This window comes from Pantoea sp. GCM10028869 (genome assembly GCF_042666835.1).
Lineage (GTDB): Bacteria > Pseudomonadota > Gammaproteobacteria > Enterobacterales > Enterobacteriaceae > Pantoea > Pantoea leporis.
In genome coordinates this window covers 1-26141 of the sequence record NZ_JBHTGO010000015.1, presented here as the reverse complement: position 1 = coordinate 26141, position 26141 = coordinate 1, and the positions used below count along the sequence as shown (strand labels likewise).

Below are 26141 nucleotides of genomic sequence, written 5' to 3'. Positions count from 1 at the left end.
CATTATGTGTTCACTCGTGAGGCTTTGATATTTTTTTGCGTCCGGAGACGCGGATATCAATCCTGCGAGTGCCCACACAGATTGTCTGATAAATTGTTAAAGAGCGTTGCGAACAGCGGCTGAACCGTCTGTCGCGAGGTGGCGTATACTACGCTACTCTCCTTCGGAGTCAAACACTTTTTTCAGCGTTTTCATCCGGCGGAAGTTCTTATCGAATCTTCCTCACCAACACCGCACTTCGTAAACCGTTGTGCCGTGTTGATGGATGCGCATTATAGGGAGTTGTTCTCAGCACGCAACCGCTAAATTCAATAAAAACAACCGTTCGCTGCATTCCACAGCAAAACCCCGCCTTATACGCAGTTACACACAGTGTTATCCACACTCTGCCGCATAAATGAATTTAGGCGAGCATCACGCAAACGTTTTCGCTACAATGCCCGGCGACGTCAAGGATGCCCCTTTTGGGGCGTTACATGAGGCAAGCGTTTCCTTCTATATAGAAGAGAGACACTAAGCTTGATGTAACGCTCTTTATTACGCGAAACAAAGCCAAGGGATAAAACCACCATGCAACAACGTCGTCCTGTACGCCGCGCTCTACTCAGTGTCTCTGACAAAGCCGGTATCCTCGAATTTGCTCAGGCACTCTCCAGTCGTGGTGTTGAGCTGCTCTCCACAGGCGGTACAGCACGTCTGCTGGCAGATGCGGGCTTGCCCGTCACCGAAGTTTCTGACTACACCGGTTTCCCGGAAATGATGGATGGACGCGTCAAAACGCTGCACCCGAAAGTGCATGGCGGCATTTTGGGTCGTCGTGGTCAGGATGATGCGATCATGGCTGAACACGCCATCAACCCAATCGACATGGTGGTCGTCAACCTCTATCCCTTCGCACAAACCGTTGCCAAACCTGATTGCTCATTAGCTGACGCGGTTGAGAACATCGATATCGGTGGCCCAACCATGGTTCGCTCAGCGGCGAAGAACCACAAAGACGTGGCGATCGTGGTGAAGAGCAGCGATTACGAAGCGATCATTGCCGAGCTGGATGCCAACGAAAACTCGCTCACGCTGGAAACGCGTTTCGATCTGGCCATCAAAGCTTTCGAACACACTGCCGCCTACGACAGCATGATCGCCAACTACTTCGGTAGCCTGGTGCCGGCTTATCACAGCGACAGCAAAGAACCGGCTGGCCGCTTCCCGCGCACGCTGAACCTCAACTTCATTAAGAAGCAGGATATGCGTTACGGCGAGAACAGCCATCAAGATGCTGCCTTCTATATAGAAGAGAATGTTGCTGAAGCTTCAGTGGCCACTGCGCGGCAGGTTCAGGGCAAAGCGCTCTCATACAACAATATCGCCGATACCGATGCCGCACTTGAATGCGTGAAAGAGTTCGACGAAGCCGCTTGTGTGATCGTCAAACACGCTAATCCATGCGGCGTGGCAGTTGGTGGTTCGATTCTTGACGCTTACGAGCGTGCCTACAAAACCGATCCTACTTCCGCTTTCGGTGGCATCATCGCCTTTAACCGCGAGCTGGACGAAGCCACCGCGCAGGCGATCATCAGCCGTCAGTTTGTTGAAGTGATCATCGCGCCATCCGCCAGCGAAGCGGCACTGAAAGTTACCGCAGCCAAGCAGAACGTGCGCGTTCTGGTGTGTGGTCAGTGGCAAGGTCGCGTTGCGGCGCTGGATTTCAAACGCGTTAACGGCGGCGTGCTGGTTCAGGATCGCGATTTGGGCATGGTCAATGCCAGTCAGCTGCGCGTTGTCAGCAAACGTCAGCCAACTGAGCAGGAACTGCGTGATGCGCTGTTCTGCTGGAAAGTGGCGAAGTTCGTTAAATCCAACGCCATCGTCTACGCACGTGACAACATGACCATCGGCATTGGCGCCGGCCAGATGAGCCGCGTTTACTCGGCCAAAATTGCCGGTATCAAAGCCGGTGACGAAGGTCTGGAAGTGAAAGGGTCCGCGATGGCGTCTGATGCCTTCTTCCCGTTCCGCGACGGTATTGACGCCGCTGCGGCTGTCGGTATCAGTTGCGTGATTCAGCCGGGCGGTTCAATCCGTGATGATGAGGTGATTGCCGCCGCTGATGAGCACGGCATCGCGATGATCTTTACCGACATGCGTCATTTCCGCCATTAATTGTTGGGAGCAGTACAGATGAAAATTTTAGTGATTGGTAATGGCGGACGTGAACACGCGCTGGCATGGAAAGCGGCACAATCGCCACTGGCGGAAACAGTATTTGTCGCGCCTGGCAATGCGGGCACCGCGCTCGAGCCGGCTCTGCAAAACGTGGCAATCAGCGCCACCGACGTTCCCGCGCTGCTGGCCTTTGCTCAGCAGGAAAAGATCGATCTGACTATCGTTGGTCCGGAAGCACCGCTGGTGATTGGCGTGGTTGATGCGTTCCGTGCTGCAGGTCTGAAGATCTTTGGCCCAACGCAAGCCGCTGCCCAACTGGAAGGCTCAAAGGCGTTCACCAAAGATTTCCTGGCACGTCAGCAGATTCCAACCGCCGAATACCAGAACTTCACCGAAGTGGAACCTGCGCTGGCGTATCTGCATGAGAAAGGCGCACCGATCGTGATCAAAGCTGACGGTCTGGCGGCCGGTAAAGGCGTGATCGTGGCGATGGAACTGGCGGAAGCGGAAGCCGCTGTGCAGGATATGCTGGCTGGCAATGCGTTCGGCGATGCTGGTCACCGTATCGTGATTGAAGAGTTCCTCGATGGCGAAGAGGCCAGCTTTATCGTGATGGTCGACGGCAACAACGTGCTGCCGATGGCCACCAGCCAGGATCACAAACGTGTCGGCGATGGCGATACCGGTCCAAATACCGGCGGCATGGGCGCGTATTCTCCGGCGCCCGTGGTAACCGATGAGATCCACCAGCGCGTGATGGATCAGATCATCTGGCCAACCGTCAACGGTATGAAAGCAGAAGGCAACATTTATACCGGCTTCCTGTACGCTGGGTTGATGATCGATAAAGCCGGTCAGCCTAAAGTGATCGAATTTAACTGCCGCTTCGGCGATCCGGAAACTCAGCCGATCATGCTGCGCCTGCAGTCGGATCTGGTGGCGCTGTGTCTGGCGGCGACCGACGGTAAACTGGATCAGCAAACCTCGCAGTGGGATCCGCGTCCCTCTCTCGGCGTGGTGTTAGCGGCGGGTGGTTATCCGGGCGATTACAACACGGGCGATCAGATTCACGGTCTGCCGCTGGAAGAAGTACCGGATGGCAAGGTGTTCCATGCTGGCACCACCATGAAGGACGATCTGGTGGTCACCAACGGTGGTCGCGTACTGTGCGTGACCGCACTGGGCGACGATGTTGCCGCTGCGCAGAAGAACGCGTATGCGCTGGCGCAGCATATCTCGTGGGATGGCAGCTTCTGCCGCCGCGATATCGGCTACCGCGCGATTAACCGTAAATAAGTACGCAAAGGGGCACAGCAGGTGCCCCTTCTCTTTTCCACCTGTCAGAAATCACTCTCTTTTGGCTGCCAGCTGCATTCGTCATTCGGCGTGGCACGCAGCAGCTGCACACCTTCCGGCGCTTCCAGCCACGACACCATCAATGGCGCAGTCTGGCTCTGCTGCTGGCGACCTAGCGTATACAGCGTGTCGCGATCAAAGGCCACATTCAACAGCTTGTCATCGCACTCACGCACCTGATTGCCACCCAGCCAATGGCCCTGACGCAGTAATACGCGGCCTGCGAGCAACGCATTGCTCTGATCCAACATGCGCTGCGCATCGAAGCGATATAGCTCAACGCTATCAGCGCTGACCGCTTCACGTCGCCCCGCCAGCTGGCGCTGCATGAAATTGAGATTGCCCTGATGATCGAAGCGTAAGGTGACATCATCCGGCTGTGCACCCGCGACGCGCCGTTCGACGCTAATCAGCTTCTGCTGCTGCCAATTGTAGTCAGTGGTTTCCATCGCATCGCCATTAAACGGCGTGAAGACCGTACGCAGGTGAACAACTTGATGGTCGCTATTCTTGCGCCAGATGCGCACAGTGCCGCGGTCGGCCAGATAGCCGCTCGCCGTGAAGGCAGGAAGTTCAGGAGTGGAGCTACAGCCCGTCAGCAGCGCACCAAATAACAGGGCGCAAACGCGCTGAGGAATTGAATTCAGCATGGCAGGTCCCGGCAACAAAAAGGGGCGCTAACGCCCCCTCTTTTAAAGCTAAACCGCAATGCGGAAACTTACTTAACAGCGTCTTTCAGAGCTTTGCCTGAAACGAACGCTGGCACGTTAGCTGCTGCAATTTTGATCTCTTTGCCAGTCTGCGGGTTGCGACCGGTACGCTCAGCGCGGTGGTTCACTTTAAAAGTACCAAAACCAACCAGTTGTACAGCATCACCTTCTTTCAGAGACTCAGTGATCGCAGCCAGGGTAGATTCCAGCGCAGTCTTAGCCTGGGTTTTAGACAGGTCAGCTTTCTCTGCGATCACATCAATCAGTTGAGTCTTGTTCATAAGTTATCCTTAAAGTGTATTTATCGCTTGCTAAGCAACGAGTGCGAGGGAAAAGCCATTCTCAGACCTTGTTCAGCCGGCACGCACCGATAGCCACAATTTTCAGCCCCCCAAATGTAGACCAGACTGGGGGCTGATGTGAAGCCTCCAGGCGCGGTAATTCGGGCCTGAAGTCACGTTTTCTTGCCTTATTGCTGAAAAAGTATACCGATGTTACTGATTCCCGCTTCGCGCAGGTCTGCACGCAGACCTTTAATCAATTCAAGGTCGCGCTCCTCACACTCTGACAGCAGGCGGAAAATCTCCCACTGCAGGTCCCATTCATCGATGACAGCCTGATTTCCACGCAGCTCTTCGTCGGTCATTTCGCGACCGGCCTGCGTCATTTCCAGAATCGCCACGGTGGTGATCGATGTACGGCTGACTTCAACGGCGTGCTCAAGCGTTTCGCCGCTGAGCTGTGCATGCAGCAGTTCACTCAAGGCCACGCAGGCATCAATCGCCGGATGAACACCGTAAACCTCAAAATCGTCACCATCAGGGATCGCCGCTTCAAATTTCTCCAGCTGACCGTCGAAATTGATTTTGGCATCTTTGACCGTCAGGCTTTCCCAGATGAGATCGAGGATGCGGCGATAGAGTTGCGGATCGGCGAATGCGGTCTGCTGACAAAAAGCCCAATAGTTGGGGAACATACGCTCGCAAAGGCAGGCCATGAAAGTCATATGCTGCCAGCTTTCAAGCTTCGCCAGACGCAAATGGACGGGATTCTGTAACATCAAACTTACTCTCAATAGGTTAGCTGGCGGCAGTGTACCGCAAAAGCCGGGCACAAACAGCGTTAAGGCGTGTTTTGCCAGCGCAGAAAGGCCGGGCGTCCGGAGGCGACAGCATCCGCCCAACGCGTCGGTTCCGGCAAACGATAGCCCGCAGTACAGGCTTCCACCCATTGCAATGCACTATCCATGCTGACGCGATGGCCGGTCGAGATAAACAGCGGATTACAGCGCGCTTTACTGCGCCATACCCAGCCAATCTGTTCGCCTTTGTCGAGCAGCGGCTGACGGCTGCCTGGCTCGGCGTCCAGCTCAGCAAAACGTCCACACAAACGCTTCTTCGCCACGCCAATGGTGGGCACATCCACCAGCGAACCGAAATGCGCCGCCACGCCAAGCCGACGGGGATGGGAAATACCGTGTCCATCGACAAACAGCAGATCGGGCAACTGGGAGAGCTGCTGCCAGGCTTCCAGCAGCGCTGGCATTTCGCGGAAGGATAAGAAGCCCGGAATATAGGGCATGGCGGTGGCCACGCGCGCAATGCGGTGTTCCACCAGCTTTAAGGATGGATACTCGAGGATGACCAGAGCCGCGCGCGTGATCTCGCCGCCCTGTTCAAATCCCACGTCGGCACCACCAAGAAAGCGTGGCGGCAGCACATCGAAATCATCCTGCCGCACCACATCAGCAGCGCGCTGTAACTGTTCCTGGCGTAGTGCGGCTAAATCCATCATCAGCCCTGATGATACGGACGTGACAGACGATGCACCGCTTCAACAAACGCACCAGCATGCTCAGGCGGCACATCAGGATGGATGCCGTGGCCCAGGTTAAACACGTGACCTTCGCCAGTGCCAAAACCTTCGAGAATCCCGGCGACTTCCTGCTCAATGCGCGCAGGCGGTGCATACAGCATGGAAGGATCCATGTTGCCCTGCAGCGCCACTTTATCACCCACACGACGACGCGCATCGGCGATATCGGTGGTCCAGTCGAGTCCCAACGCATCGCAGCCGGTCGCCGCTATCGCTTCCAGCCATTGGCCGCCACCTTTGGTGAACAGCGTAATAGGAACGCGGCGACCTTCATTCTCGTGCAGCACGCTATCGACGATTTTGTGCATGTAATAGAGTGAGAATTCGCGATAGTCGCGTCCGGTCAGCACGCCGCCCCATGTGTCGAACACCATGATCGACTGCGCGCCAGCTTTAATCTGCGCATTGAGATAAAGAATCACGCTGTCTGCCAGCTTATCCAACAGCTTGTGCAGGGTTTGTGGCTCGGCGTACATCATCTTTTTAATTTTGGTGAACGCTTTGCTGCTGCCGCCTTCAACCATGTAGGTTGCCAGCGTCCATGGGCTGCCGGAGAAACCGATCAGCGGCACTTCGCCTTTTAGGTTGTGACGAATGGTACGCACCGCGTTCATCACATAACCGAGCTCTTGCTCTGGATCCGGCACTGGCAGCTTGTCGACATCCGCACGGCAGGTGATCGGATTGGAGAAACGCGGGCCTTCGCCGGTCTCAAAGTAGAGCCCAAGTCCCATCGCATCCGGAATGGTGAGGATATCGCTGAAGAGAATTGCCGCATCCAGCGCATAGCGACGCAGCGGTTGCAGCGTGACTTCACACGCCAGCTCAGCATTCTTACACAGCGACATAAAATCACCGGCTTCAGCGCGCGTGGCTTTGTACTCCGGCAAATAACGCCCGGCTTGTCGCATCATCCATACCGGTGTGACATCTACCGGCTGACGTAACAGGGCGCGCAGATAACGATCGTTCTTCAGTTCACTCATAATGGGCTCTCTCATGCTAAGGCCGGCAGTGTAGCATTTTCACGCCGCGCTGGCGCGACACAGGGCAACGGTATCTTCAATCAGGCGACGCGCCACCGTGCCGGGCGGCGGCAACAGCGGCAGATCGTCGTAGCGATACCAACCGGCATCCAGCAGCTCTTTGCCGTCGTGTTGCAGATCGCCGCCGTCATATTCCGCCATATACGCCATCATCAGAGAGTGCGGGAACGGCCACGGCTGCGAGGTAACGTAACGCACGTTTTTCACCCGCACGTTGCTCTCCTCCATCACTTCCCGCGCCACCGCTTGTTCTAAGGTTTCGCCCACTTCGACAAAGCCCGCCAGCACGGTGTAGATATTGTTACGATGACGCGCATGATTGGCGAGCAGGATCTCATCGCCACGGCGGATAGCCACGATGATGCACGGCGCAATTTGCGGGTAATAACGCTCGCGGCAGTGATTGCACAAGCAGGCAAATTCGCGTTTGCTGATGTGCATCTCATGGCCGCAATAGCCGCACCAGCGATGCGAGCGGTAAAACTCCGCCAGCTGCACGCCACGTCCGGCGATTTGGAACAGGCCGACATCCTCATCAATCAGTTGGCGCACGGAGCCCATGCTGTCCGGACGCGATTCACGTACCAGCCAGACATTCTCGCCCTGCCACTCGCCGATCAAAATCGCGTTGCTGCCGCTGAGGCCAAAATCGCTGGCTAAGCCATGCGGCAATTCGCCCTGCGGCAACCAAAGTTTTTGCTCATGGCTGACAACCCACCATCCAGCGTCTAAGCTTGAGATCTCACGTTGCATCTTAATCGTTGTCCTTAGCGTCAAATCGCACGCTGAAATCCTAATATTAAGTGTGTAATAAACAACTATAACCTACCTGGAGCCCCATATGCTTAACCAGTTAGATAACCTGACAGAGCGTGTAGGCGGCGGAAATGAATTGGTTGATTCATGGCTGCGCGCCCGTCGACAGCTGCTCGTCACTTACTACGAGCTTATTGGCATGAAGCCACAAAAAGATGCGTTATCCACGCTGGATGAACAGGCGCTGGACGCATTTTGTCACAACCTGGTGGATTACCTTTCCACCGGCCATTTCAGCGTGTATGAACACATCATTAGTGAGATGCAGGGTGATAGCCCCTTATTCGTCGCTGCGCAGATTTATCCGGCACTGGAGGCGAATACCGATCGCATCATGCAGCTCTACGATAGCCATCTGCAGCAAGCGATTAACGATGATAATTGCGTGGATTTTCAAACCGCGCTCTCCGAAGTCGGCGAGGTGCTGGAATCGCGCTTCACGCTGGAAGATAAGCTGGTGCAACTCGCCTGGGACAACCAGCTGGCGCTTCCGCCGGTTGCCAACGACAGCGCCATTGCCCGCCCGGCTTAGAACCCCGAAGATGTAAAAAACTTGTTATTCAAGAAAAGCCCTCTTATGCTAAATGGGCTTTTTTATTGTCTTCTTTAACGACAATCAAAAGGCAAATTTTGCGGTTTAAGCGTAGCGTGCGCAGCCAGTTTGCACTCGGACAGCGCGCAGGGACCGGAGCGTACACGTAGTACGTGACGGTCACGAGCACTGCCCAGGTGCAAAATGGCAAGCAAAGTAGCTTAAACCACAAAACACCAACTTGTCGGAGTGCCCTCTAGGGCTGAGACCGTTAATTCGGGATCCGCGGAACCTGATCAGGTTAGTACCTGCGAAGGGAACAAGAGTAGACATTATCAGCACGGTGCATGCTGGCGCCCGGCACCGTACCTGTTACTCCTTCCGAACTCTGGACAAGCAACTTCCAACCGTTACCGGAAACTTGCTATGTCTGCTAAAACTTCTCGTCGTGAACAACGCGCTCAGGCGCAAGAATTTATCGATTCCCTGCAGGGAACCGCTTTCCCCAACTCCAAACGTATCTGGATCACCGGCAGCCGCGCGGATATTCGCGTGCCGATGCGTGAGATACAGCTCAGTCCAACGCACATAGGCGGCAGCAAAGAGAATCCGCGCTATGAGCCAAATGAAGCGGTACCGGTTTACGACACCGCCGGGGCTTATGGCGATCCTCAAGCCACCATTAATGTGCATCAGGGACTCGACAGGCTGCGTGCCAATTGGATCGAAGAACGTGACGACAGCGAAACCATCCACCAGCTGAGTTCCCGTTACACGCAGCAGCGCCTGGCGGATGAAGGCCTGGACCATCTGCGTTTTGAGCAGCTGCCGCAACCGCGCCGTGCCAAAGCGGGTCGCCGTGTTACCCAGTTGCACTATGCGCGTCAGGGCATCATCACGCCGGAGATGGAGTTTATCGCGCTGCGTGAAAATATGGGCCGCGAGCGTATTCGCGGTGAAGTGCTGTTACAGCAGCATCCGGGTCACAGCTTTGGTGCCAATCTGCCAGAAAATATCACCGCGGAATTTGTCCGTCAGGAAGTCGCCAGCGGCCGCGCCATCATCCCTTCGAACATCAACCATCCCGAATCCGAACCGATGATTATCGGCCGCAACTTCCTGGTGAAAGTGAATGCCAACATTGGCAACTCTGCGGTGAGCTCATCTATTGAAGAGGAAGTGGAGAAGCTGGTGTGGTCAACACGCTGGGGCGCAGACACTGTGATGGATCTCTCAACCGGCCGCTACATCCATGAAACGCGTGAGTGGATTTTGCGCAACAGTCCGGTGCCGATTGGTACGGTGCCGATTTATCAGGCGCTGGAGAAAGTGAACGGCATTGCAGAAGATCTCAACTGGGAGATTTTCCGCGACACGCTGCTGGAGCAGGCGGAACAAGGCGTTGACTACTTCACCATTCACGCTGGCGTGTTGCTGCGCTATGTGCCGATGACGGCCAAACGCCTGACCGGCATTGTGTCGCGCGGCGGCTCGATTATGGCGAAATGGTGCCTGTCGCATCACACCGAAAGTTTCCTCTATCTGCACTTCCGCGAGATTTGTGAAATTTGTGCCGCCTATGATGTGGCGCTGTCACTGGGCGACGGCCTGCGTCCCGGCTCGATTCAGGATGCCAACGATGAGGCGCAATTTGCCGAACTGCATACGCTGGGCGAACTGACCAAAATCGCCTGGGAATACGATGTGCAGGTGATGATTGAAGGTCCGGGCCATGTGCCGATGCAGATGATTCGACGCAATATGACCGAACAGCTTGAGCATTGTCACGAAGCCCCGTTTTACACGCTTGGCCCGCTTACCACCGATATCGCGCCCGGCTACGACCATTTCACCTCCGGCATCGGCGCGGCCATGATTGGCTGGTTCGGCTGCGCCATGCTGTGTTACGTGACGCCGAAAGAGCACCTCGGTTTGCCGAACAAAGAGGATGTGAAGCAAGGGCTGATCACCTACAAGATCGCTGCGCACGCGGCGGATCTGGCAAAAGGTCATCCCGGTGCGCAGATCCGTGACAATGCGATGTCGAAAGCGCGTTTTGAATTCCGCTGGGAAGATCAGTTCAATCTGGCGCTCGATCCGCACACCGCACGCGCCTATCACGATGAAACCCTGCCGCAGGAATCAGGAAAAGTAGCGCACTTCTGCTCGATGTGCGGCCCGAAATTCTGCTCGATGAAAATTACCCAGGAAGTGCGTGAGTTTGCCGCCCGCCAACAGGCTGAAGCCCAGCCGATTGAGATGGGTATGGCGCAAATGTCGGACGCCTTCCGCAATCGTGGCGGCGAGATCTATCACGCTGCCGATACCCTTAAAGAGGAAAATGTATGACCGACGCCTTTCCTGCCACAGCCTCAAAGCTGGGGCTGTATCCGGTTGTTGATAGCGTGGAATGGATCGCACGCTTGCTGGAAGCCGGTGTGCGCACCATACAGCTGCGCATCAAAGATTGTGAAGATCACGAGTTGGAAGATGCGGTGCGCGAGGCGATTGCACTCGGCAAACAGTATCGCGCTCGCCTGTTTATCAATGATTACTGGCGCTTAGCCATTAAATATCACGCTTATGGCGTGCACCTCGGCCAGGAAGATCTCGATGTAGCCGATCTGGCGGCCATTCGCGAGGCGGGATTGCGCCTGGGTTTATCGACGCATGACGATGCCGAGTTAGATCGGGCTCTGGCGCTGCGCCCTTCTTACATTGCGCTTGGCCACATCTATCCTACGCAAACCAAAGATATGCCTTCTGCGCCGCAAGGCGTGGTGGAATTGAAACGCCACCTGGCGCGTTTGCAGAATGTGCCAACCGTGGCGATTGGCGGTATTTCTCTGGCGCGCGTGCCGGAAGTGCTGGCTACCGGCGTGGGCAGCATTGCGGTGGTGAGCGCGATTACCCAAGCCGCCGACTGGCGCGCAGCAACGCAGCAGTTACTGTCACTGGTGGAAAATGGAATCGAACCTGCAGAAGCAGTGTAATGCGCGGCAAGTAAAGATGAAACGCTGGAATCTGCCGCGCAGCAGCGTGATGTAGGGGCTGGCGTCATTTCCTGACAAGACTAAAGTGTGCCTGCCCGCTGTCGCTTGCAGCGGGCCAGGGCTGGTCTCAACCTCTCCCAGCCCTGCCTTTCTTCACGTGATCAGGGAGGAGGTATGCACGGATTCATGACTACAAGCCAGCATGGCACGTTCTACCGCTGCGCCGAGTTGAGCTATCGCCTGCTCTGTGTGCTCATTCATTGGCAAACCATAATTCAGGCGCAAGCAGTTGCGATACTTACCCGAGGCCGAAAACAGCGAGCCTACGGCAACCTGCATGTTCAGCTCACGCAATTCGGTATTGAGCCTGACCGCGTCAAATGCCTCTGGCAATTCAATCCACATCAGGAAACTGCCCTGCGGACGCGACACACAAATCCCACACGGAAAGTAGTGGCGTACCCAGCAGCTAAAGGTTTCATAATTGCGTTGATATACCTGACGCATGCGCCGCAAATGCGGCAGATAATGACCAAGACGAATAAACTCGGCGACCGCATGTTGCGGCTGGGTAGCCGTCGATCCGGTGCTGATATATTTCATATGCAGCACGCGATCGCGATAGCGTCCCGGCGCCACCCAACCGACACGCAGCCCCGGCGCCAGCGTCTTGGAGAAGGAACTGCACAGCAATACCCGTCCATCGTGATCCAACGACTTAAGGGTAACCGGACGCGGATACTCCCACGCCAGCTCGCCGTACACATCGTCTTCAATAATCGCGGCATCGAAACGCTGTGCCAGCGTCACCAGCGCACGTTTGCGAGATTCCGGCATGATAAAGCCCAGCGGATTATTGCAGTTTGGCACCACCACAACCGCTTTAATCGGCCACTGTTCGAACGCAAGTTCCAGCGCTTCCAGGCTGATGCCGGTAACCGAATCGGTAGGAATCTCAATGGCGCGAATGCCGAAGCCGCGCAGAGTTTGCATGGTGCCGTGGAAAGTCGGCGACTCCACCGCAATGATGTCACCAGCCTGACATATCGCACGAATCGAGATCGACAACGCTTCATGGCAGCCGGTGGTGATCACGATATCGTCTGCCGTGAGCTGACAACCGCTGTCGATCGTCAGGCGCGCAACCTGTTCGCGCAATGCCGCGACACCCAGCAAACTGTCATAGTTGAGCTGATCGATATCCTGCTTCTGCGCCATACGGCTTTGAATTTTCCACAGCGGTTTCAACGTGGGCTGGGTCAGATCGGGCATACCGCTGCCGAGTTGCAACACATCGTTATTAGTTCGGCTGCTGAGCAACTCCAGCACCGATTCCCACTGCGTGATTTCCACCGGACGCTGTGCAGGTCGGGTGATGGCCGGCATCGGCGGCGTCGCTTTGCGTGTTGCAACGAAATATCCGGAACGTGGCTGCGGCACAATCAGCTGTTTCTCTTCCAGCAGATGATATGCCTGCTGAACGGTGCTGATACTCACGCCGTGTTCAAGACTCAGCGTGCGCACCGACGGCAAGCGCTCGCCGCTGCGGTACAGCCCTTGCTCTATACGATCCGAAAGCAAACATGCTAAATGTTGGTAGCGCGTCATCGTATGCCTCACTCAGCCATCAATCATAATAAACCAGTACAGATAGACCTCATTATTACCATTCAGATCCACTTCAAGGCAATCTGTATGTTAAAGATAAGTGTTTTTTGCGTCTGTATCATAATGCGAAGGAATCAGACAATGCTTCTCAGGCAACCTACTGAGGGCAAGGATTATGGAATTCGATCAAAACCGCGCGGCTAAACCTTTTGACGTCACTTTACTGGATATCTTCCGCGGCGCAGTACGTATGGTTAAACACTGGAAAGCACGGCGTGAAACTCACCGCATCCTGTCAAAACTGAGTGATAACCAGCTGCGTGATATCGGACTGACACGCGAAGATGTCTGCCGCAAGTTCTGACAAAATGAAGACGAAAAAAAACCCTGCCGAAGCAGGGTTTTTTATTGGTCAGCTTTGGCAGACGAATTACTCGTCGTCGCTTCCGCCCAGACCGGCGTTCAGCAATTCTGCCAGGCTTGCAGAGGCTTCATCCGCAGTAACCTGCGGTGCAACCGGTGCTTCGCCCGCAGAGCGGCGACGCATACGATCCTGGTGATAAGCATAACCGGTACCGGCTGGGATCAGACGACCCACGATGACGTTCTCTTTCAGGCCGCGCAGTTCATCACGCTTACCTGCAACTGCTGCTTCGGTCAGGACACGCGTGGTCTCCTGGAACGATGCTGCAGAGATGAACGATTCGGTTGCCAGTGACGCTTTGGTGATACCCAGCAGATCGCGCATGAATGTTGCGCCGATTTTGCCATTCGCTTCAAGTTCACGGTTAGAGATCTTGATGCGTGAGTATTCAGCCTGCTCACCTTCCAGGAAGTCGGTGCTTCCCACGCTCGAGATGGTTGCTTTACGCAGCATCTGACGAACGATGACTTCGATGTGTTTATCGTTAATCTTAACGCCTTGCAGACGGTAAACTTCCTGCACTTCGTTAGTGATGTAACGGGTCACAGCATGGACGCCACGCAGACGCAGGATGTCGTGCGGAGACTCTGGGCCGTCAGATACGACGTCACCACGTTCTACGCGCTCACCTTCGAATACGTTAAGCTGACGCCATTTTGGAATCATCTCTTCGTACGGATCGCTACCATCAACCGGCGTAATCACCAGACGACGCTTACCTTTGGTCTCTTTACCGAAGGAGATGATACCGCTGATCTCCGCCAGGATTGCTGGCTCTTTCGGACGACGCGCTTCGAACAAGTCAGCAACGCGCGGCAGACCACCGGTAATATCCTTGGTACCGCCAGACTCCTGCGGAACACGCGACAGCGTGTCACCGGCACTGATCTTAACGCCATCTTCCAGCTGAACAATTGCTTTGCCCGGCAGGAAGTACTGTGCTGGCATGTCGGTACCTGGAATCAAAACATCATTTCCGTTGGCATCAACAATTTTCAGCGCAGGACGCAGATCTTTACCACCCGCAGTACGTTCTGCAGAATCCAGAACCACCAGCGATGACAGACCGGTTAAGTCGTCAGTCTGACGCGTAATGGTCTGACCGTCGATCATGTCAGTGAAGCGAATGAAACCGCCCACTTCGGTGATGACCGGCATGGTATGCGGATCCCAGTTTGCTACGGTTTCGCCCGCGGCAACCTGCTCGCCATCACCTTTAGCCATGACCGCACCGTAAGGTACTTTATAGCTCTCTTTGGTACGACCGAACTCGTCGATCATCTTCAGCTCAACGTTACGTGAAACGATAACCAGTTTCCCTGAAGAGTTGGTTACAGACTTCGCGTTGGTCAGCTTGATAGTACCTTTGTTCTTCACCTGGATGCTGGATTCAGCAGCCGCACGAGATGCCGCACCACCGATGTGGAACGTACGCATTGTCAGCTGTGTACCCGGCTCACCGATGGACTGTGCTGCGATAACACCGATGGCCTCACCTTTGTTGATGATGTGACCACGTGCCAGATCGCGACCGTAGCAGTGTGCACACACACCGAAGTCGGTTTCACAGCCAACAACCGAGCGCACTTTAATCGCATCGACTGAATTCAGTTCGATCACATCACACCAGTGTTCATCGATCAGGGTGTTACGCGGGATCAGGATGTCCGCAGTGCCTGGCTTCAGAACGTCTTCAGCCGTTACACGACCCAGTACACGCTCACGCAGCGGCTCTTTAACGTCGCCACCTTCGATGACCGGAGTCATCATGATGCCTTCGAACGTACCGCAGTCATCTTCGGTAACAACCAGATCCTGCGCTACGTCTACCAGACGACGCGTCAGATAACCGGAGTTAGCGGTTTTCAGTGCGGTATCCGCAAGACCTTTACGCGCACCGTGCGTGGAGATGAAGTACTGGAGTACGTTCAGACCTTCACGGAAGTTCGCGGTGATCGGCGTTTCTATGATTGAGCCATCTGGCTTAGCCATCAGACCACGCATACCGGCCAGCTGACGAATCTGTGCAGCAGAACCACGCGCACCGGAGTCGGCCATCATGTAGATGCTGTTGAACGATACCTGCTGTTCTTCTTCGCCATCACGGTTGATCACGGTTTCAGTTTGCAGGTTATCCATCATCGCTTTGGAAACGCGTTCGTTAGCTGCGGCCCAAATATCGATAACTTTGTTGTAACGTTCGCCAGCAGTTACCAGACCAGACTGGAACTGTTCCTGAATCTCAGCAACTTCCGCTTCCGCTTCCGCTACGATTTCCGCTTTCTTCGCTGGGATGACCATGTCGTCGATACCTACAGAGGCACCTGAACGGGCTGCGTAAGCAAAACCGGTGTACATGGTTTGGTCAGCAAAGATAACGGTCGGCTTCAGGCCAAGAATGCGGTAACAGGTGTTCAGCATCTTAGAAATGGCTTTCTTACCCAGCGCCTGGTTGACGATGGAGTAAGGCAGGCCTTTCGGAACGATCATCCACAGAATCGCACGACCAATGGTGGTGTCGATAATGCTGGTTTTCGCAACGAACTCTTCCTGCTCGTTCTTGGTGTATTCAGTGATACGCACTTTAACGCGTGCATGCAGCTCGGCCAGGCCAGCGCGATAAACACGCTCAGCTTCTTTCGGGCCAGTCAGCACCATGCCTTCGCCTTTGGCGTTCACTTTGTCGCGGGTCATGTAGTACAGACCCAAAACAACGTCCTGTGAAGGAACGATGATTGGCTCGCCGTTCGCTGGTGACAGAATGTTGTTGGTCGACATCATCAGCGCACGCGCTTCCAGCTGGGCTTCCAGCGTCAGCGGTACGTGAACAGCCATCTGGTCACCATCGAAGTCGGCGTTATATGCCGCACAAACCAGCGGGTGCAGCTGGATCGCTTTACCTTCGATCAGAACCGGTTCAAACGCCTGGATACCCAAACGGTGCAGAGTTGGTGCACGGTTCAGCAGTACCGGGTGTTCGCGGATCACTTCGTCCAGGATATCCCAAACGACAGCCTCTTCGCGCTCAACCATTTTCTTAGCGGCTTTGATGGTGGTGGCCAGGCCACGCAGTTCCAACTTGCCGTAGATGAACGGTTTGAACAGCTCAAGAGCCATTTTCTTCGGCAGACCGCACTGATGCAGACGCAGGTATGGACCAACGGTGATAACTGAACGGCCAGAGTAGTCAACACGTTTACCCAACAGGTTCTGACGGAAACGACCCTGCTTACCTTTGATCATGTCTGCCAGAGATTTCAGCGGACGCTTGTTCGAGCCAGTGATGGCGCGACCGCGACGGCCGTTATCCAGCAGTGCATCAACCGCTTCCTGCAACATACGTTTTTCGTTACGTACGATGATATCTGGCGCAGCCAGATCCAGCAGGCGTTTCAGACGGTTATTACGGTTGATCACGCGACGATACAGATCGTTCAGATCCGACGTTGCGAAACGACCACCGTCCAGCGGTACCAGCGGGCGCAGATCTGGCGGCAGAACCGGCAGAACGGTCAGGATCATCCACTCTGGCTTGTTACCAGACTGAACGAACGCTTCCAGCAGCTTGATACGCTTGGTCAGCTTTTTACGTTTGGTCTCGGAGTTGGTCTCGTTCAGCTCTTCACGCAGCTGCTCGCACTCTTGCTCCAGATCCATGTTTTTCAGCAGCGCCTGGATAGCTTCCGCACCCATCTTCGCGTCGAATTCGTCACCGAACTCTTCCAGCGCGTCAAGGTACTGCTCTTCGGTCAGAATCTGACGTTTTTCCAGGTTGGTCATGCCGCCTTCGATAACCACATAAGATTCGAAGTACAGCACGCGCTCGATATCACGCAGTGGCATATCCAGCAGTAAGCCGATACGCGAAGGCAGTGATTTCAGGAACCAAATGTGCGCAGTCGGTGAAGCCAGCTCAATGTGGCCCATGCGCTCACGACGTACTTTGGTCTGTGTAACTTCAACGCCACACTTCTCACAGATCACGCCGCGATGTTTTAAACGCTTGTACTTACCGCACAGGCATTCGTAGTCTTTTACCGGTCCAAAAATACGGGCACAGAAAAGACCGTCACGCTCAGGCTTGAAGGTACGGTAGTTAATGGTTTCCGGCTTTTTAACTTCACCAAAAGACCATGAACGGATCATGTCTGGCGAGGCCAGAGCAATTTTGATCGCATCAAACTCTTCGGTCTTAGTTTGCGCTTTCAGAAACTTAAGTAAGTCTTTCACGGATTAGCTCCCGTCGGAGTGGAACTCTCAGGGACGCGCACCCGAAGTGCACGTCCCGTAACCAGTACTTGCGAGTACTTACTCGTCTTCCAGCTCGATGTTGATACCCAGCGAGCGAATCTCTTTCAACAGTACGTTGAAGGATTCCGGCATGCCCGGTTCCATCTGATGGTTACCGTCGACGATGTTTTTATACATCTTCGTACGGCCGTTAACGTCATCAGATTTAACGGTAAGCATTTCCTGCAGGGTATACGCGGCACCATATGCTTCCAGTGCCCACACTTCCATCTCACCGAAGCGCTGTCCACCGAACTGCGCTTTACCACCCAGCGGCTGCTGAGTAACCAAGCTGTAAGAACCGGTAGAACGTGCGTGCATCTTGTCGTCAACCAGGTGGTTCAGTTTCAGCATGTACATGTAACCTACGGTTACCTGACGCTCAAACTGCTCACCAGTACGGCCGTCGAACAGGGTGATCTGACCGGAAGAAGGCAATCCGCCGAGCTGCAGCAGCTCTTTGATTTCGCTCTCTTTCGCACCGTCAAACACCGGAGTCGCGATTGGCATACCCTTCTTCAGGTTCTCTGCCAGACGCAGTACTTCGTCATCTGTAAAGGTGTTCAGGTCAACTTTCTGACGCACATCAGTGCCCAGATCGTAAGCACGCTGGATGAACTCACGCAGTTTGGAGACTTCTTCCTGCTTCTTCAGCATCGCATTGATTTTTTCACCAATGCCTTTAGCCGCCATACCGAGGTGAGTTTCCAGAATCTGACCGATGTTCATACGCGATGGTACGCCCAGCGGGTTCAGTACGATGTCGACCGGCGTACCGTTCTCATCGTAAGGCATGTCTTCGATAGGGTTGATCTTCGAGATAACACCCTTGTTTCCGTGACGACCTGCCATCTTGTCACCAGGCTGAATCTGACGTTTAACGGCCAGATACACCTTAACGATTTTCAGCACGCCTGGTGCCAGATCATCGCCTTGGGTGATCTTGCGACGCTTAGCTTCAAGTTTCTTCTCAAACTCGTGCTTCAGTTCGTCGTACTGCTCAGCCAGCTGCTCCAGAGAGTTCTGCTTCTCTTCGTCAGTCAGGCCCAGCTCCAGCCAGCGCTCACGTGGCAGTTTGTCCAGCTTCTCAGCTTCAACACCACCCGAGATCAGTACGGCCTGGATACGGCCAAATAGGCCAGCTTCGAAGATCTGCAGTTCTTCAGACAGGTCTTTCTTAACCTGCTTCAGCTGCATCTCTTCGATTTCCAGCGCGCGCTTGTCTTTTTCCACGCCATCGCGAGTGAAGACCTGCACGTCAATAACAGTACCGGATACGCCGTTCGGAACGCGCAGTGACGAATCTTTTACGTCAGAGGCTTTTTCACCGAAGATCGCACGCAGCAGTTTCTCTTCTGGCGTCAGCTGGGTTTCACCTTTCGGTGTTACCTTACCAACCAGAATGTCGCCACCGGTCACTTCCGCACCGATATACACAATGCCGGATTCATCCAGTTTAGAAAGCGCAGCTTCACCCACGTTCGGGATATCAGCGGTGATCTCTTCTGGCCCCAGCTTGGTGTCGCGAGACACACATGCCAGTTCCTGGATGTGGATAGTGGTGAAACGGTCTTCCTGAACCACACGCTCGGATACGAGGATGGAGTCTTCGAAGTTGTAACCGTTCCATGGCATGAACGCCACGCGCATGTTCTGACCCAGCGCCAGTTCACCGAGGTCGGTAGACGGGCCATCTGCCAGCACGTCGCCACGCTCAATCGGCTCACCCAGATTGACACACGGCATCTGGTTGATGCAGGTGTTCTGGTTAGAACGGGTGTACTTGGTCAGGTTGTAGATGTCGATACCCGCTTCGCCCGGATACATCTCTTCTTCGTTAACTTTGATAACGATACGAGAAGCATCAACGTACTGAACGGTACCACCACGTTTCGCGACAGCAGTTACACCGGAGTCAACCGCTACTGCGCGTTCCATACCGGTACCAACCAGCGGCTTATCAGCACGCAGAGTTGGAACCGCCTGACGTTGCATGTTCGCACCCATCAAGGCGCGGTTAGCATCATCGTGCTCCAGGAACGGAATCAGTGAAGCACCGACAGAAACCACCTGTTGGGTGGAAACGTCCATGTAGTCAACCTGATCGCGGCTGAACAGGCTTGACTCACCCTTGCTACGGCAGGTGACGAGATCGTCAACAAAGCTGCCATCTTCTGCGAGGTTGGTGTTTGCCTGAGCGATAACGTAGTTACCCTCTTCAATTGCAGAGAGGTAATGAATTTCATCACTCACTTTCCCGTCAACAACGCGGCGATACGGGGTTTCAAGGAAACCGTATTCGTTAGTCTGCGCGTAAACCGAGAGTGAGTTGATCAGACCGATGTTCGGGCCTTCCGGAGTTTCGATAGGACATACACGACCGTAGTGCGTTGGGTGTACGTCACGTACTTCGAAGCCGGCGCGCTCACGGGTCAGACCGCCTGGGCCCAGAGCAGAGATACGACGTTTGTGCGTAATCTCGGACAATGGGTTGTTCTGATCCATAAACTGGGACAGCTGGCTTGAACCGAAGAACTCTTTCACCGCCGCCGAAATCGGCTTAGCGTTGATCATGTCCTGAGGCATCAGCGTATCGAGGTCGCCCAGAGACAGACGCTCTTTAACTGCACGCTCAACACGCACCAGACCCACACGGAACTGGTTTTCTGCCATTTCGCCAACAGAACGAATACGACGGTTACCGAGGTGATCGATATCATCCACTTCACCGATACCGTTACGGATACCGATAAGCTTTTTCATCACTTCGATGATGTCGTCTTTGCTCAGGATACCTGAACCTTCGATCTCATCACGCAGCAGAGAACGGTTGAACTTCATACGGCCAACCGCAGAAAGATCGTAACGATCTTCAGAGAAGAACAGGTTCTCGAACAGGTTTTCAGCAGCTTCACGCGTTGGTGGCTCACCAGGACGCATCATGCGGTAGATCTCAACCAGCGCGCTTAGACGATCGTTGGTTGGGTCTACACGCAGAGTCTCGGAGATGTACGCACCGTGATCCAGGTCGTTGGTGAACAGCGTTTCAATGCGCTTGTGGCCTGACTGGCTCAGTTTCGCCAGCAGATCCAGTGACAATTCCATGTTTGCAGGAACGATCAGCTCGCCGGTGTTCAGATCGACGTAGTCTTTAGCAACCACTTTGCCAGCAATGTATTCAACTGGCACTTCGATGTGCTGAATGTTGTCTTTTTCCAGCTGACGGATGTGGCGCGCAGTGATGCGACGACCTTTCTCAACGTAGACCGTGCCGTTTGCTTCGATATCGAAGGAGGCGGTTTCACCACGCAGGCGCTCAGGCACCAGTTCCATCTGCAGTTTGTTATCGCGGATTTCATAAACGACTTTATCAAAGAACAGATCAAGGATTTGTTCTGAAGTGAAGTTTAACGCGCGCAGAATGATACTGGCTGGCAGCTTACGACGACGGTCAATACGGACGAAGAGGTTGTCTTTCGGGTCAAACTCGAAATCGAGCCATGAACCGCGGTAAGGGATGATACGTGCGTTATACAGCACTTTACCGGAAGAGTGCGTTTTACCCTTATCGCTGTCGAAGAACACGCCAGGACTACGGTGCAGCTGAGAAACGATAACACGCTCAGTACCATTGATAACAAAGGTACCATTGTCCGTCATGAGTGGAATCTCACCCATGTAGACTTCTTGTTCTTTAATGTCTTTTACGGTGCCTTCCGGCGCTTCGCGCTCGTAGATCACCAGACGCAGTTTCACGCGCAGCGGTGCCGAATAGGTCACGCCACGGATCTGACATTCAGTTACGTCAAAGACAGGCTCACCCAAACGGTAGCTGACATACTGCAACTCAGAGTTGCCGCTGTAGCTTGAGATTGGGAATACGGAGCGGAAGGCTGCTTCCAGACCGTACTGGCCTTCTGGATCTTGCTCGATGAACTTCTGGAACGAGTCAAGCTGGATAGAAAGGAGATAAGGTATGTCCAAAACTTGTGGACGTTTACCAAAATCCTTACGAATACGTTTTTTCTCGGTATAGGAGTAAACCATGGGGTTCCTCAGCTAGCTGACATGTCGAACCACGCTGTCCGTCCTGAAAAGGACAGTTCATGCAACACTATTTTTTGTTTTTCATGCGATGCGCAGCACCCCATGCAATACATCTTTCTATCACTCTTAAATCATTTCATCGCCGTTGTTCAGGCAGGGAACCTTCGCAGGAGAGCGATATATTAAGGCGTCGATAGAAAAAGATATTGAAGAGGAATGATGGACAAACAGTGCGAAACGCCATCATTCCCCTGTAGCGCAAAAAGGCTGGTGACCTAAACAGTCACCAGCCATCAGCCTAATGTTACTCAGGCTGCAACCCGAAGGTTGTCTTACTTAACTTCAACTTCAGCGCCAGCTTCTTTCAGAGCAGCTTCAAGAGCGGCTGCGTCATCTTTGCTGATGCCTTCTTTGATAGTACCGGTAGCTTCAACCAGGTCTTTAGCTTCTTTCAAGCCCAGGCCAGTTGCAGTACGTACTGCTTTGATTACTGCGACTTTGTTAGCGCCAACAGCTTTCAGAATTACGTCGAATTCAGTTTTCTCTTCAACAGCTTCAGCTGGGCCAGCAGCAACGGCTACAGCGGCAGCAGCAGAAACGCCGAATTTTTCTTCCATAGCAGAAACCAGCTCAACTACTTCCATTACGGACATAGCGGCAACAGCTTCCAGAATTTGGTCTTTAGTGATAGACATATCGATTGTTCCTAAAAATCAGAAAAAGTTTATACGGTAGCAAGCACGAAGGAAAAGAATTTGGCCTTAAGCCGCTTCTTTTGCATCGCGCACAGCAGCCAGAGTACGGACCAGTTTGCCAGCAGCGGCTTCTTTCATGGTCGACATCAGACGTGCCAGTGCTTCTTCGTAAGTCGGCAGAGTTGCCAGACGGTCAATATTGGCCGCCGTGATCAGCTCACCTTCAAAGGCTGCAGCTTTGACCTCAAATTTTGCATTCGCTTTAGCGAAATCTTTGAACAAACGAGCAGCAGCGCCCGGGTGTTCCAAAGAGTATGCAATCAGGGTCGGACCAACAAACGTGTCTTTCAGGCACTCGAAAGGAGTACCTTCAACGACGCGGCGCAGCAGGGTGTTACGAACAACACGCATGTAAACGCCAGCTTCACGACCTGCTTTACGCAGTTCGGTCATTTTATCAACGGTCACGCCACGGGAATCCGCAACAACCGCTGAAAGCGCGCCTTTGGCTACTTCGCTAACTTCAGCAACAATCGCTTGTTTGCCTTGAAGATTTAATGCCATTAGCTTTTGCTCCTGGATTGACCGGGAATAATTTCCCGGAACTCACTTCACTTATTCACCCGAAGGCGATAAGCGCTATTACACGGTGAGCAGAATCCAGCGAAGAAATAATTCTTTTTGGTTCTGTCACCGTCTACGCAGGGTATTAAGCAAGATATCCGAAAATATTCTGCTCCTGCGGTCTCGGACGGAGGCCAGGATAAGGCCTGGCTCCAACCTAAGCGACTGAACAACCAAGTGTTTAGACTTTGTCACTCACTCGCTTTGAATCTGGGTTCTGAATTGTGCAAACAACCAGAACAACGGGCGTAAGATTCTAGATGAATTTTTCGCCCGTTACAAGCAGCAATTAGTTTGCTGATGCACTCAGACCGGCCTGGTCAACGGCAACGCCGGCGCCCATGGTGGTAGAGATGCTGACTTTCTTGATGTACACGCCTTTCGCCTGTGATGGTTTAGCTTTTTTCAGCGCAACCAGCAAAGATTCCAGGTTTTCTTTCAATTTGTCAGTGTCAAAATCCACTTTACCGATGGTGGTGTGGATGATGCCGTTTTTGTCGTTACGATAACGAACCTGACCTGCTTTAGCATTTTTAACTGCTTCAGCAACGTTCGGCGTTACAGTACCAACTTTCGGGTTTGGCATCAGACCGCGTGGGCCCAGAACCTGGCCCAACTGGCCAACAACGCGCATTGCATCTGGAGATGCGATTACAACGTCAAAGTTCATTTCGCCTTTTTTGATCTGCTCAGCCAGGTCTTCCATACCAACCAGTTCTGCGCCAGCTGCTTTAGCAGCTTCAGCGTTTGCACCTTGGGTGAAGACGGCAACACGTACTGAACGACCAGTACCGTGTGGCAGAACGGTCGCACCGCGCACGTTCTGATCAGATTTACGTGCATCGATGCCGAGGTTAACGGCAACGTCAACGCTTTCTACGAACTTGGCAGTAGCCAGTTCTTTCAGCAGAGCAACAGCTTCGTTAATGTCGTACTGCTTAGTAGCATCAACTTTGTCACGGATTACGCTCATGCGCTTGGTCAGCTTAGCCATTTCTTAATCCTCTACTACCAGGCCCATGGAACGAGCAGTACCTTCGATAGAGCGAGTCATCGCTTCTACGTCAGAACCAGTCATGTCCGCAGCTTTAGTTTCTGCGATTTCACGTACCTGAGCACGGGAAACTTTACCGACTTTGTCTTTGTTCGGCTTACCAGAACCAGACTTGATGCCCGCTGCTTTTTTCAGCAGTACGGCAGCCGGAGGCGTTTTGGTAACGAAGGTGAAAGAACGGTCACTGTATACGGTGATAACAACAGGAGTAGGCAGGCCTTTCTCCAGGGATTCAGTCTTAGCGTTGAACGCTTTGCAGAATTCCATAATGTTAACACCCTGCTGACCCAGTGCTGGACCAACAGGTGGACTTGGGTTAGCCATACCAGCTGCAACTTGCAACTTAACGTAGGCTTGTACTTTCTTGGCCATGATAATTCCTCAATTGGGTTATAACGCCTGAAAAACAGGCTCCCCGTGATAACGATTTATATGCCGTTGCGGGCACATAAAAACAAAAGGCGCGAAATTATAGGTAAATTTCGCGCCTTCCGCAAGAGCTAAAAAGTGAACAGAAGGGTTAACCTTTCTCCACCTGAGCGAAGTCGAGTTCCACTGGCGTTGCACGGCCAAAGATGGAAACGGACACTTTCAGGCGGCTCTTCTCGTAGTCCACTTCTTCGACCACTCCGTTGAAGTCGGCAAACGGGCCGTCGCTGACGCGTACCATCTCGCCTGGCTCGAACAGCGTTTTTGGACGCGGCTTATCACCCACCTGCTGCAGGCGGTTCATAATCGCATCTACTTCTTTATCACTGATTGGCGCAGGACGGTCGGAAGTACCACCGATAAAGCCCATTACACGCGGTACACTGCGTACTAAGTGCCAGCTGGCGTCATTCATTACCATCTGAACCAATACGTAGCCAGGGAAGAATTTACGTTCGCTTTTGCGACGCTGGCCGCCACGGATTTCGACGACTTCTTCAGTCGGCACCATGACTTCGCCAAAAAGCTCTTCCATGTTGTGCAGTTTGATATGCTCGTGCAGCGATTTCGCTACGCGGGCTTCAAAACCAGAGAACGCCTGAACGACGTACCAGCGTTTTTTTGGAGCTTCAGACATCTCAGAACCTCAGGCCAGTGATAAACGATACCAGACGGACCAGAATACCATCCAGCCCCCACAAAATCAGTGACATCACGGCAGTAACCGCGGCAACGATTAACGTGGTGTGCAGTGTTTCCTGGCGAGTCGGCCAAATGACCTTACGCATTTCGGTTTTAGCTTCACGGGCAAATGCCACAGTCGCTTTGCCTTTGATTGTCAGCAAAGCAATGCCGCCCGCTGCAGCGATCAGCACAACCACAGCCAGCGCGCGCAGAGGCAATGTTACATCGCGATAGATATAGTTGCCGACGATTGCTACCAGGAGCAATGCGATCACAACTACCCATTTCATCGCTTCAAGGCCGCGCCCGCTTCCTTGAGCTTCGGTATTCGCACTCATAAACCAACCTGCCACAATAATTCAGAAACTATACTGCCCCGCAGTGCGAGGCATCCAAACCGAATGAGCTTTTGAGCGTAACTCGGTATCCAACGCCGTGAAACAGAGCCTGTCTCAGCAATGATTATGATGCAAAATCACTGATGAGCCAGGTTCTATACAACAGCGTGCAAAAAGGGCATCAAATGATGCCCTTTCCTTGTGCATTGCGTCAAATCTTATCGCAGTTAAGCGATAATTTCAGCAACAACACCCGCACCAACAGTACGGCCGCCTTCACGGATTGCGAAACGCAGACCCTGATCCATAGCGATTGGCTTGATCAAAGTTACGGTCATTTTTACGTTGTCGCCTGGCATTACCATCTCAACGCCTTCTGGCAGTTGAACGTCACCGGTCACGTCAGTAGTACGGAAGTAGAACTGAGGACGGTAGCCTTTGAAGAACGGAGTATGAC

General features: G+C 53.6%; 21 protein-coding genes, 1 pseudogene and 1 riboswitch. Of the genes and pseudogenes, 6 read left to right on the top strand and 16 right to left on the bottom strand.

Going from position 1 to position 26141, the window contains the following annotated elements; translation table 11 throughout:
* Positions 1-570 precede the first annotated feature (570 nt).
* Both purH and purD read left to right on the top strand, forming a co-directional pair.
* A complete protein-coding gene (gene purH / locus ACFQW4_RS23320) occupies positions 571-2160 on the top strand; it encodes a bifunctional phosphoribosylaminoimidazolecarboxamide formyltransferase/IMP cyclohydrolase (protein WP_377727967.1) in 1590 nt (529 codons plus the stop codon).
* Between the two features lie 18 nt (positions 2161-2178).
* Positions 2179-3459: a phosphoribosylamine--glycine ligase gene (gene purD / locus ACFQW4_RS23315; RefSeq protein ID WP_217550750.1), complete on the top strand. Its 1281-nt coding sequence runs from the start codon at positions 2179-2181 to the stop codon at positions 3457-3459.
* Between the two features lie 44 nt (positions 3460-3503).
* Here the strand turns inward: purD and ACFQW4_RS23310 are convergent, their stop codons facing one another.
* The 6 genes from ACFQW4_RS23310 to nudC all read right to left on the bottom strand — a co-directional run bounded on the left by ACFQW4_RS23310 (position 3504) and on the right by nudC (position 7903).
* Entirely contained in the window at positions 3504-4169 is a 666-nt protein-coding gene (locus ACFQW4_RS23310) for a DUF1481 domain-containing protein (RefSeq protein WP_377727963.1), read from the bottom strand.
* Positions 4170-4237: 68 nt separating this feature from the next.
* Positions 4238-4510, bottom strand: coding sequence for a nucleoid-associated protein HU-alpha (hupA, locus tag ACFQW4_RS23305; protein WP_007886275.1), 273 nt, complete (start codon positions 4508-4510; stop codon positions 4238-4240).
* Between the two features lie 188 nt (positions 4511-4698).
* A complete protein-coding gene (locus ACFQW4_RS23300; protein ID WP_110868442.1) occupies positions 4699-5289 on the bottom strand; it encodes a YjaG family protein in 591 nt (196 codons plus the stop codon).
* A 62-nt stretch (positions 5290-5351) separates the two neighbouring features.
* Positions 5352-6020, bottom strand: coding sequence for a deoxyribonuclease V (nfi, locus tag ACFQW4_RS23295; protein WP_354468457.1), 669 nt, complete (start codon positions 6018-6020; stop codon positions 5352-5354).
* Between the two features lie 2 nt (positions 6021-6022).
* Positions 6023-7090: a uroporphyrinogen decarboxylase gene (gene hemE / locus ACFQW4_RS23290; RefSeq protein ID WP_137384933.1), complete on the bottom strand. Its 1068-nt coding sequence runs from the start codon at positions 7088-7090 to the stop codon at positions 6023-6025.
* Between the two features lie 39 nt (positions 7091-7129).
* Entirely contained in the window at positions 7130-7903 is a 774-nt protein-coding gene (gene nudC / locus ACFQW4_RS23285; protein ID WP_110868440.1) for an NAD(+) diphosphatase, read from the bottom strand.
* A gap of 88 nt (positions 7904-7991) precedes the next feature.
* On the opposite strand from nudC, the gene rsd reads away from it, so the two are divergent.
* The 3 genes from rsd to thiE all read left to right on the top strand — a co-directional run bounded on the left by rsd (position 7992) and on the right by thiE (position 11491).
* Positions 7992-8498 (top strand): sigma D regulator, encoded by a 507-nt coding sequence (gene rsd, locus ACFQW4_RS23280; RefSeq protein ID WP_101763024.1) that lies wholly within the window; start codon positions 7992-7994, stop codon positions 8496-8498.
* 235 nt (positions 8499-8733) lie between these two features.
* Positions 8734-8834: riboswitch (TPP riboswitch) on the top strand.
* Between the two features lie 90 nt (positions 8835-8924).
* Positions 8925-10847 (top strand): phosphomethylpyrimidine synthase ThiC, encoded by a 1923-nt coding sequence (gene thiC, locus ACFQW4_RS23275; RefSeq protein WP_377727957.1) that lies wholly within the window; start codon positions 8925-8927, stop codon positions 10845-10847.
* A complete protein-coding gene (gene thiE / locus ACFQW4_RS23270) occupies positions 10844-11491 on the top strand; it encodes a thiamine phosphate synthase (protein WP_377727954.1) in 648 nt (215 codons plus the stop codon). Before thiC ends, thiE begins: the two co-directional genes overlap by 4 nt.
* 153 nt (positions 11492-11644) lie before the next feature.
* Here thiE and ACFQW4_RS23265 read toward each other — a convergent pair whose 3' ends face one another.
* Positions 11645-13099 (bottom strand): PLP-dependent aminotransferase family protein, encoded by a 1455-nt coding sequence (locus tag ACFQW4_RS23265; RefSeq protein WP_192415500.1) that lies wholly within the window; start codon positions 13097-13099, stop codon positions 11645-11647.
* 175 nt (positions 13100-13274) lie between these two features.
* On the opposite strand from ACFQW4_RS23265, the gene ACFQW4_RS23260 reads away from it, so the two are divergent.
* A complete protein-coding gene (locus tag ACFQW4_RS23260; protein WP_008108404.1) occupies positions 13275-13463 on the top strand; it encodes a DUF1127 domain-containing protein in 189 nt (62 codons plus the stop codon).
* Between the two features lie 66 nt (positions 13464-13529).
* On the opposite strand, the gene rpoC is transcribed toward ACFQW4_RS23260, so the two are convergent.
* The 9 genes and pseudogenes from rpoC to tuf all read right to left on the bottom strand — a co-directional run.
* Positions 13530-17753: a DNA-directed RNA polymerase subunit beta' gene (gene rpoC, locus ACFQW4_RS23255; RefSeq protein ID WP_101763019.1), complete on the bottom strand. Its 4224-nt coding sequence runs from the start codon at positions 17751-17753 to the stop codon at positions 13530-13532.
* Positions 17754-17831: 78 nt separating this feature from the next.
* Positions 17832-21860 carry a DNA-directed RNA polymerase subunit beta gene (gene rpoB / locus ACFQW4_RS23250; protein ID WP_008108400.1) on the bottom strand — a complete coding sequence of 1343 codons (4029 nt, stop codon included), beginning with the start codon at positions 21858-21860 and terminating at the stop codon, positions 17832-17834.
* A 332-nt stretch (positions 21861-22192) separates the two neighbouring features.
* Positions 22193-22555: a 50S ribosomal protein L7/L12 gene (gene rplL / locus ACFQW4_RS23245; protein ID WP_101763017.1), complete on the bottom strand. Its 363-nt coding sequence runs from the start codon at positions 22553-22555 to the stop codon at positions 22193-22195.
* A 66-nt stretch (positions 22556-22621) separates the two neighbouring features.
* Complete coding sequence (gene rplJ / locus ACFQW4_RS23240) at positions 22622-23119, bottom strand: 50S ribosomal protein L10 (protein ID WP_007886294.1); 498 nt, start codon at positions 23117-23119, stop codon at positions 22622-22624.
* 349 nt (positions 23120-23468) lie between these two features.
* The gene (gene rplA, locus ACFQW4_RS23235) at positions 23469-24173 is read right to left on the bottom strand and encodes a 50S ribosomal protein L1 (protein WP_007886296.1); all 705 of its coding nucleotides are present in this window, start codon (positions 24171-24173) and stop codon (positions 23469-23471) included.
* A 3-nt stretch (positions 24174-24176) separates the two neighbouring features.
* A complete protein-coding gene (gene rplK, locus ACFQW4_RS23230) occupies positions 24177-24605 on the bottom strand; it encodes a 50S ribosomal protein L11 (protein WP_007886298.1) in 429 nt (142 codons plus the stop codon).
* 148 nt (positions 24606-24753) lie between these two features.
* Positions 24754-25299, bottom strand: a complete 546-nt coding sequence (gene nusG / locus ACFQW4_RS23225; protein ID WP_007886300.1) for a transcription termination/antitermination protein NusG — start codon at positions 25297-25299, stop codon at positions 24754-24756.
* Position 25300: 1 nt separating this feature from the next.
* Entirely contained in the window at positions 25301-25684 is a 384-nt protein-coding gene (gene secE, locus ACFQW4_RS23220) for a preprotein translocase subunit SecE (RefSeq protein ID WP_064741592.1), read from the bottom strand.
* A 227-nt stretch (positions 25685-25911) separates the two neighbouring features.
* Positions 25912-26141: pseudogene (gene tuf / locus ACFQW4_RS23215) on the bottom strand (elongation factor Tu); the annotation flags it as partial.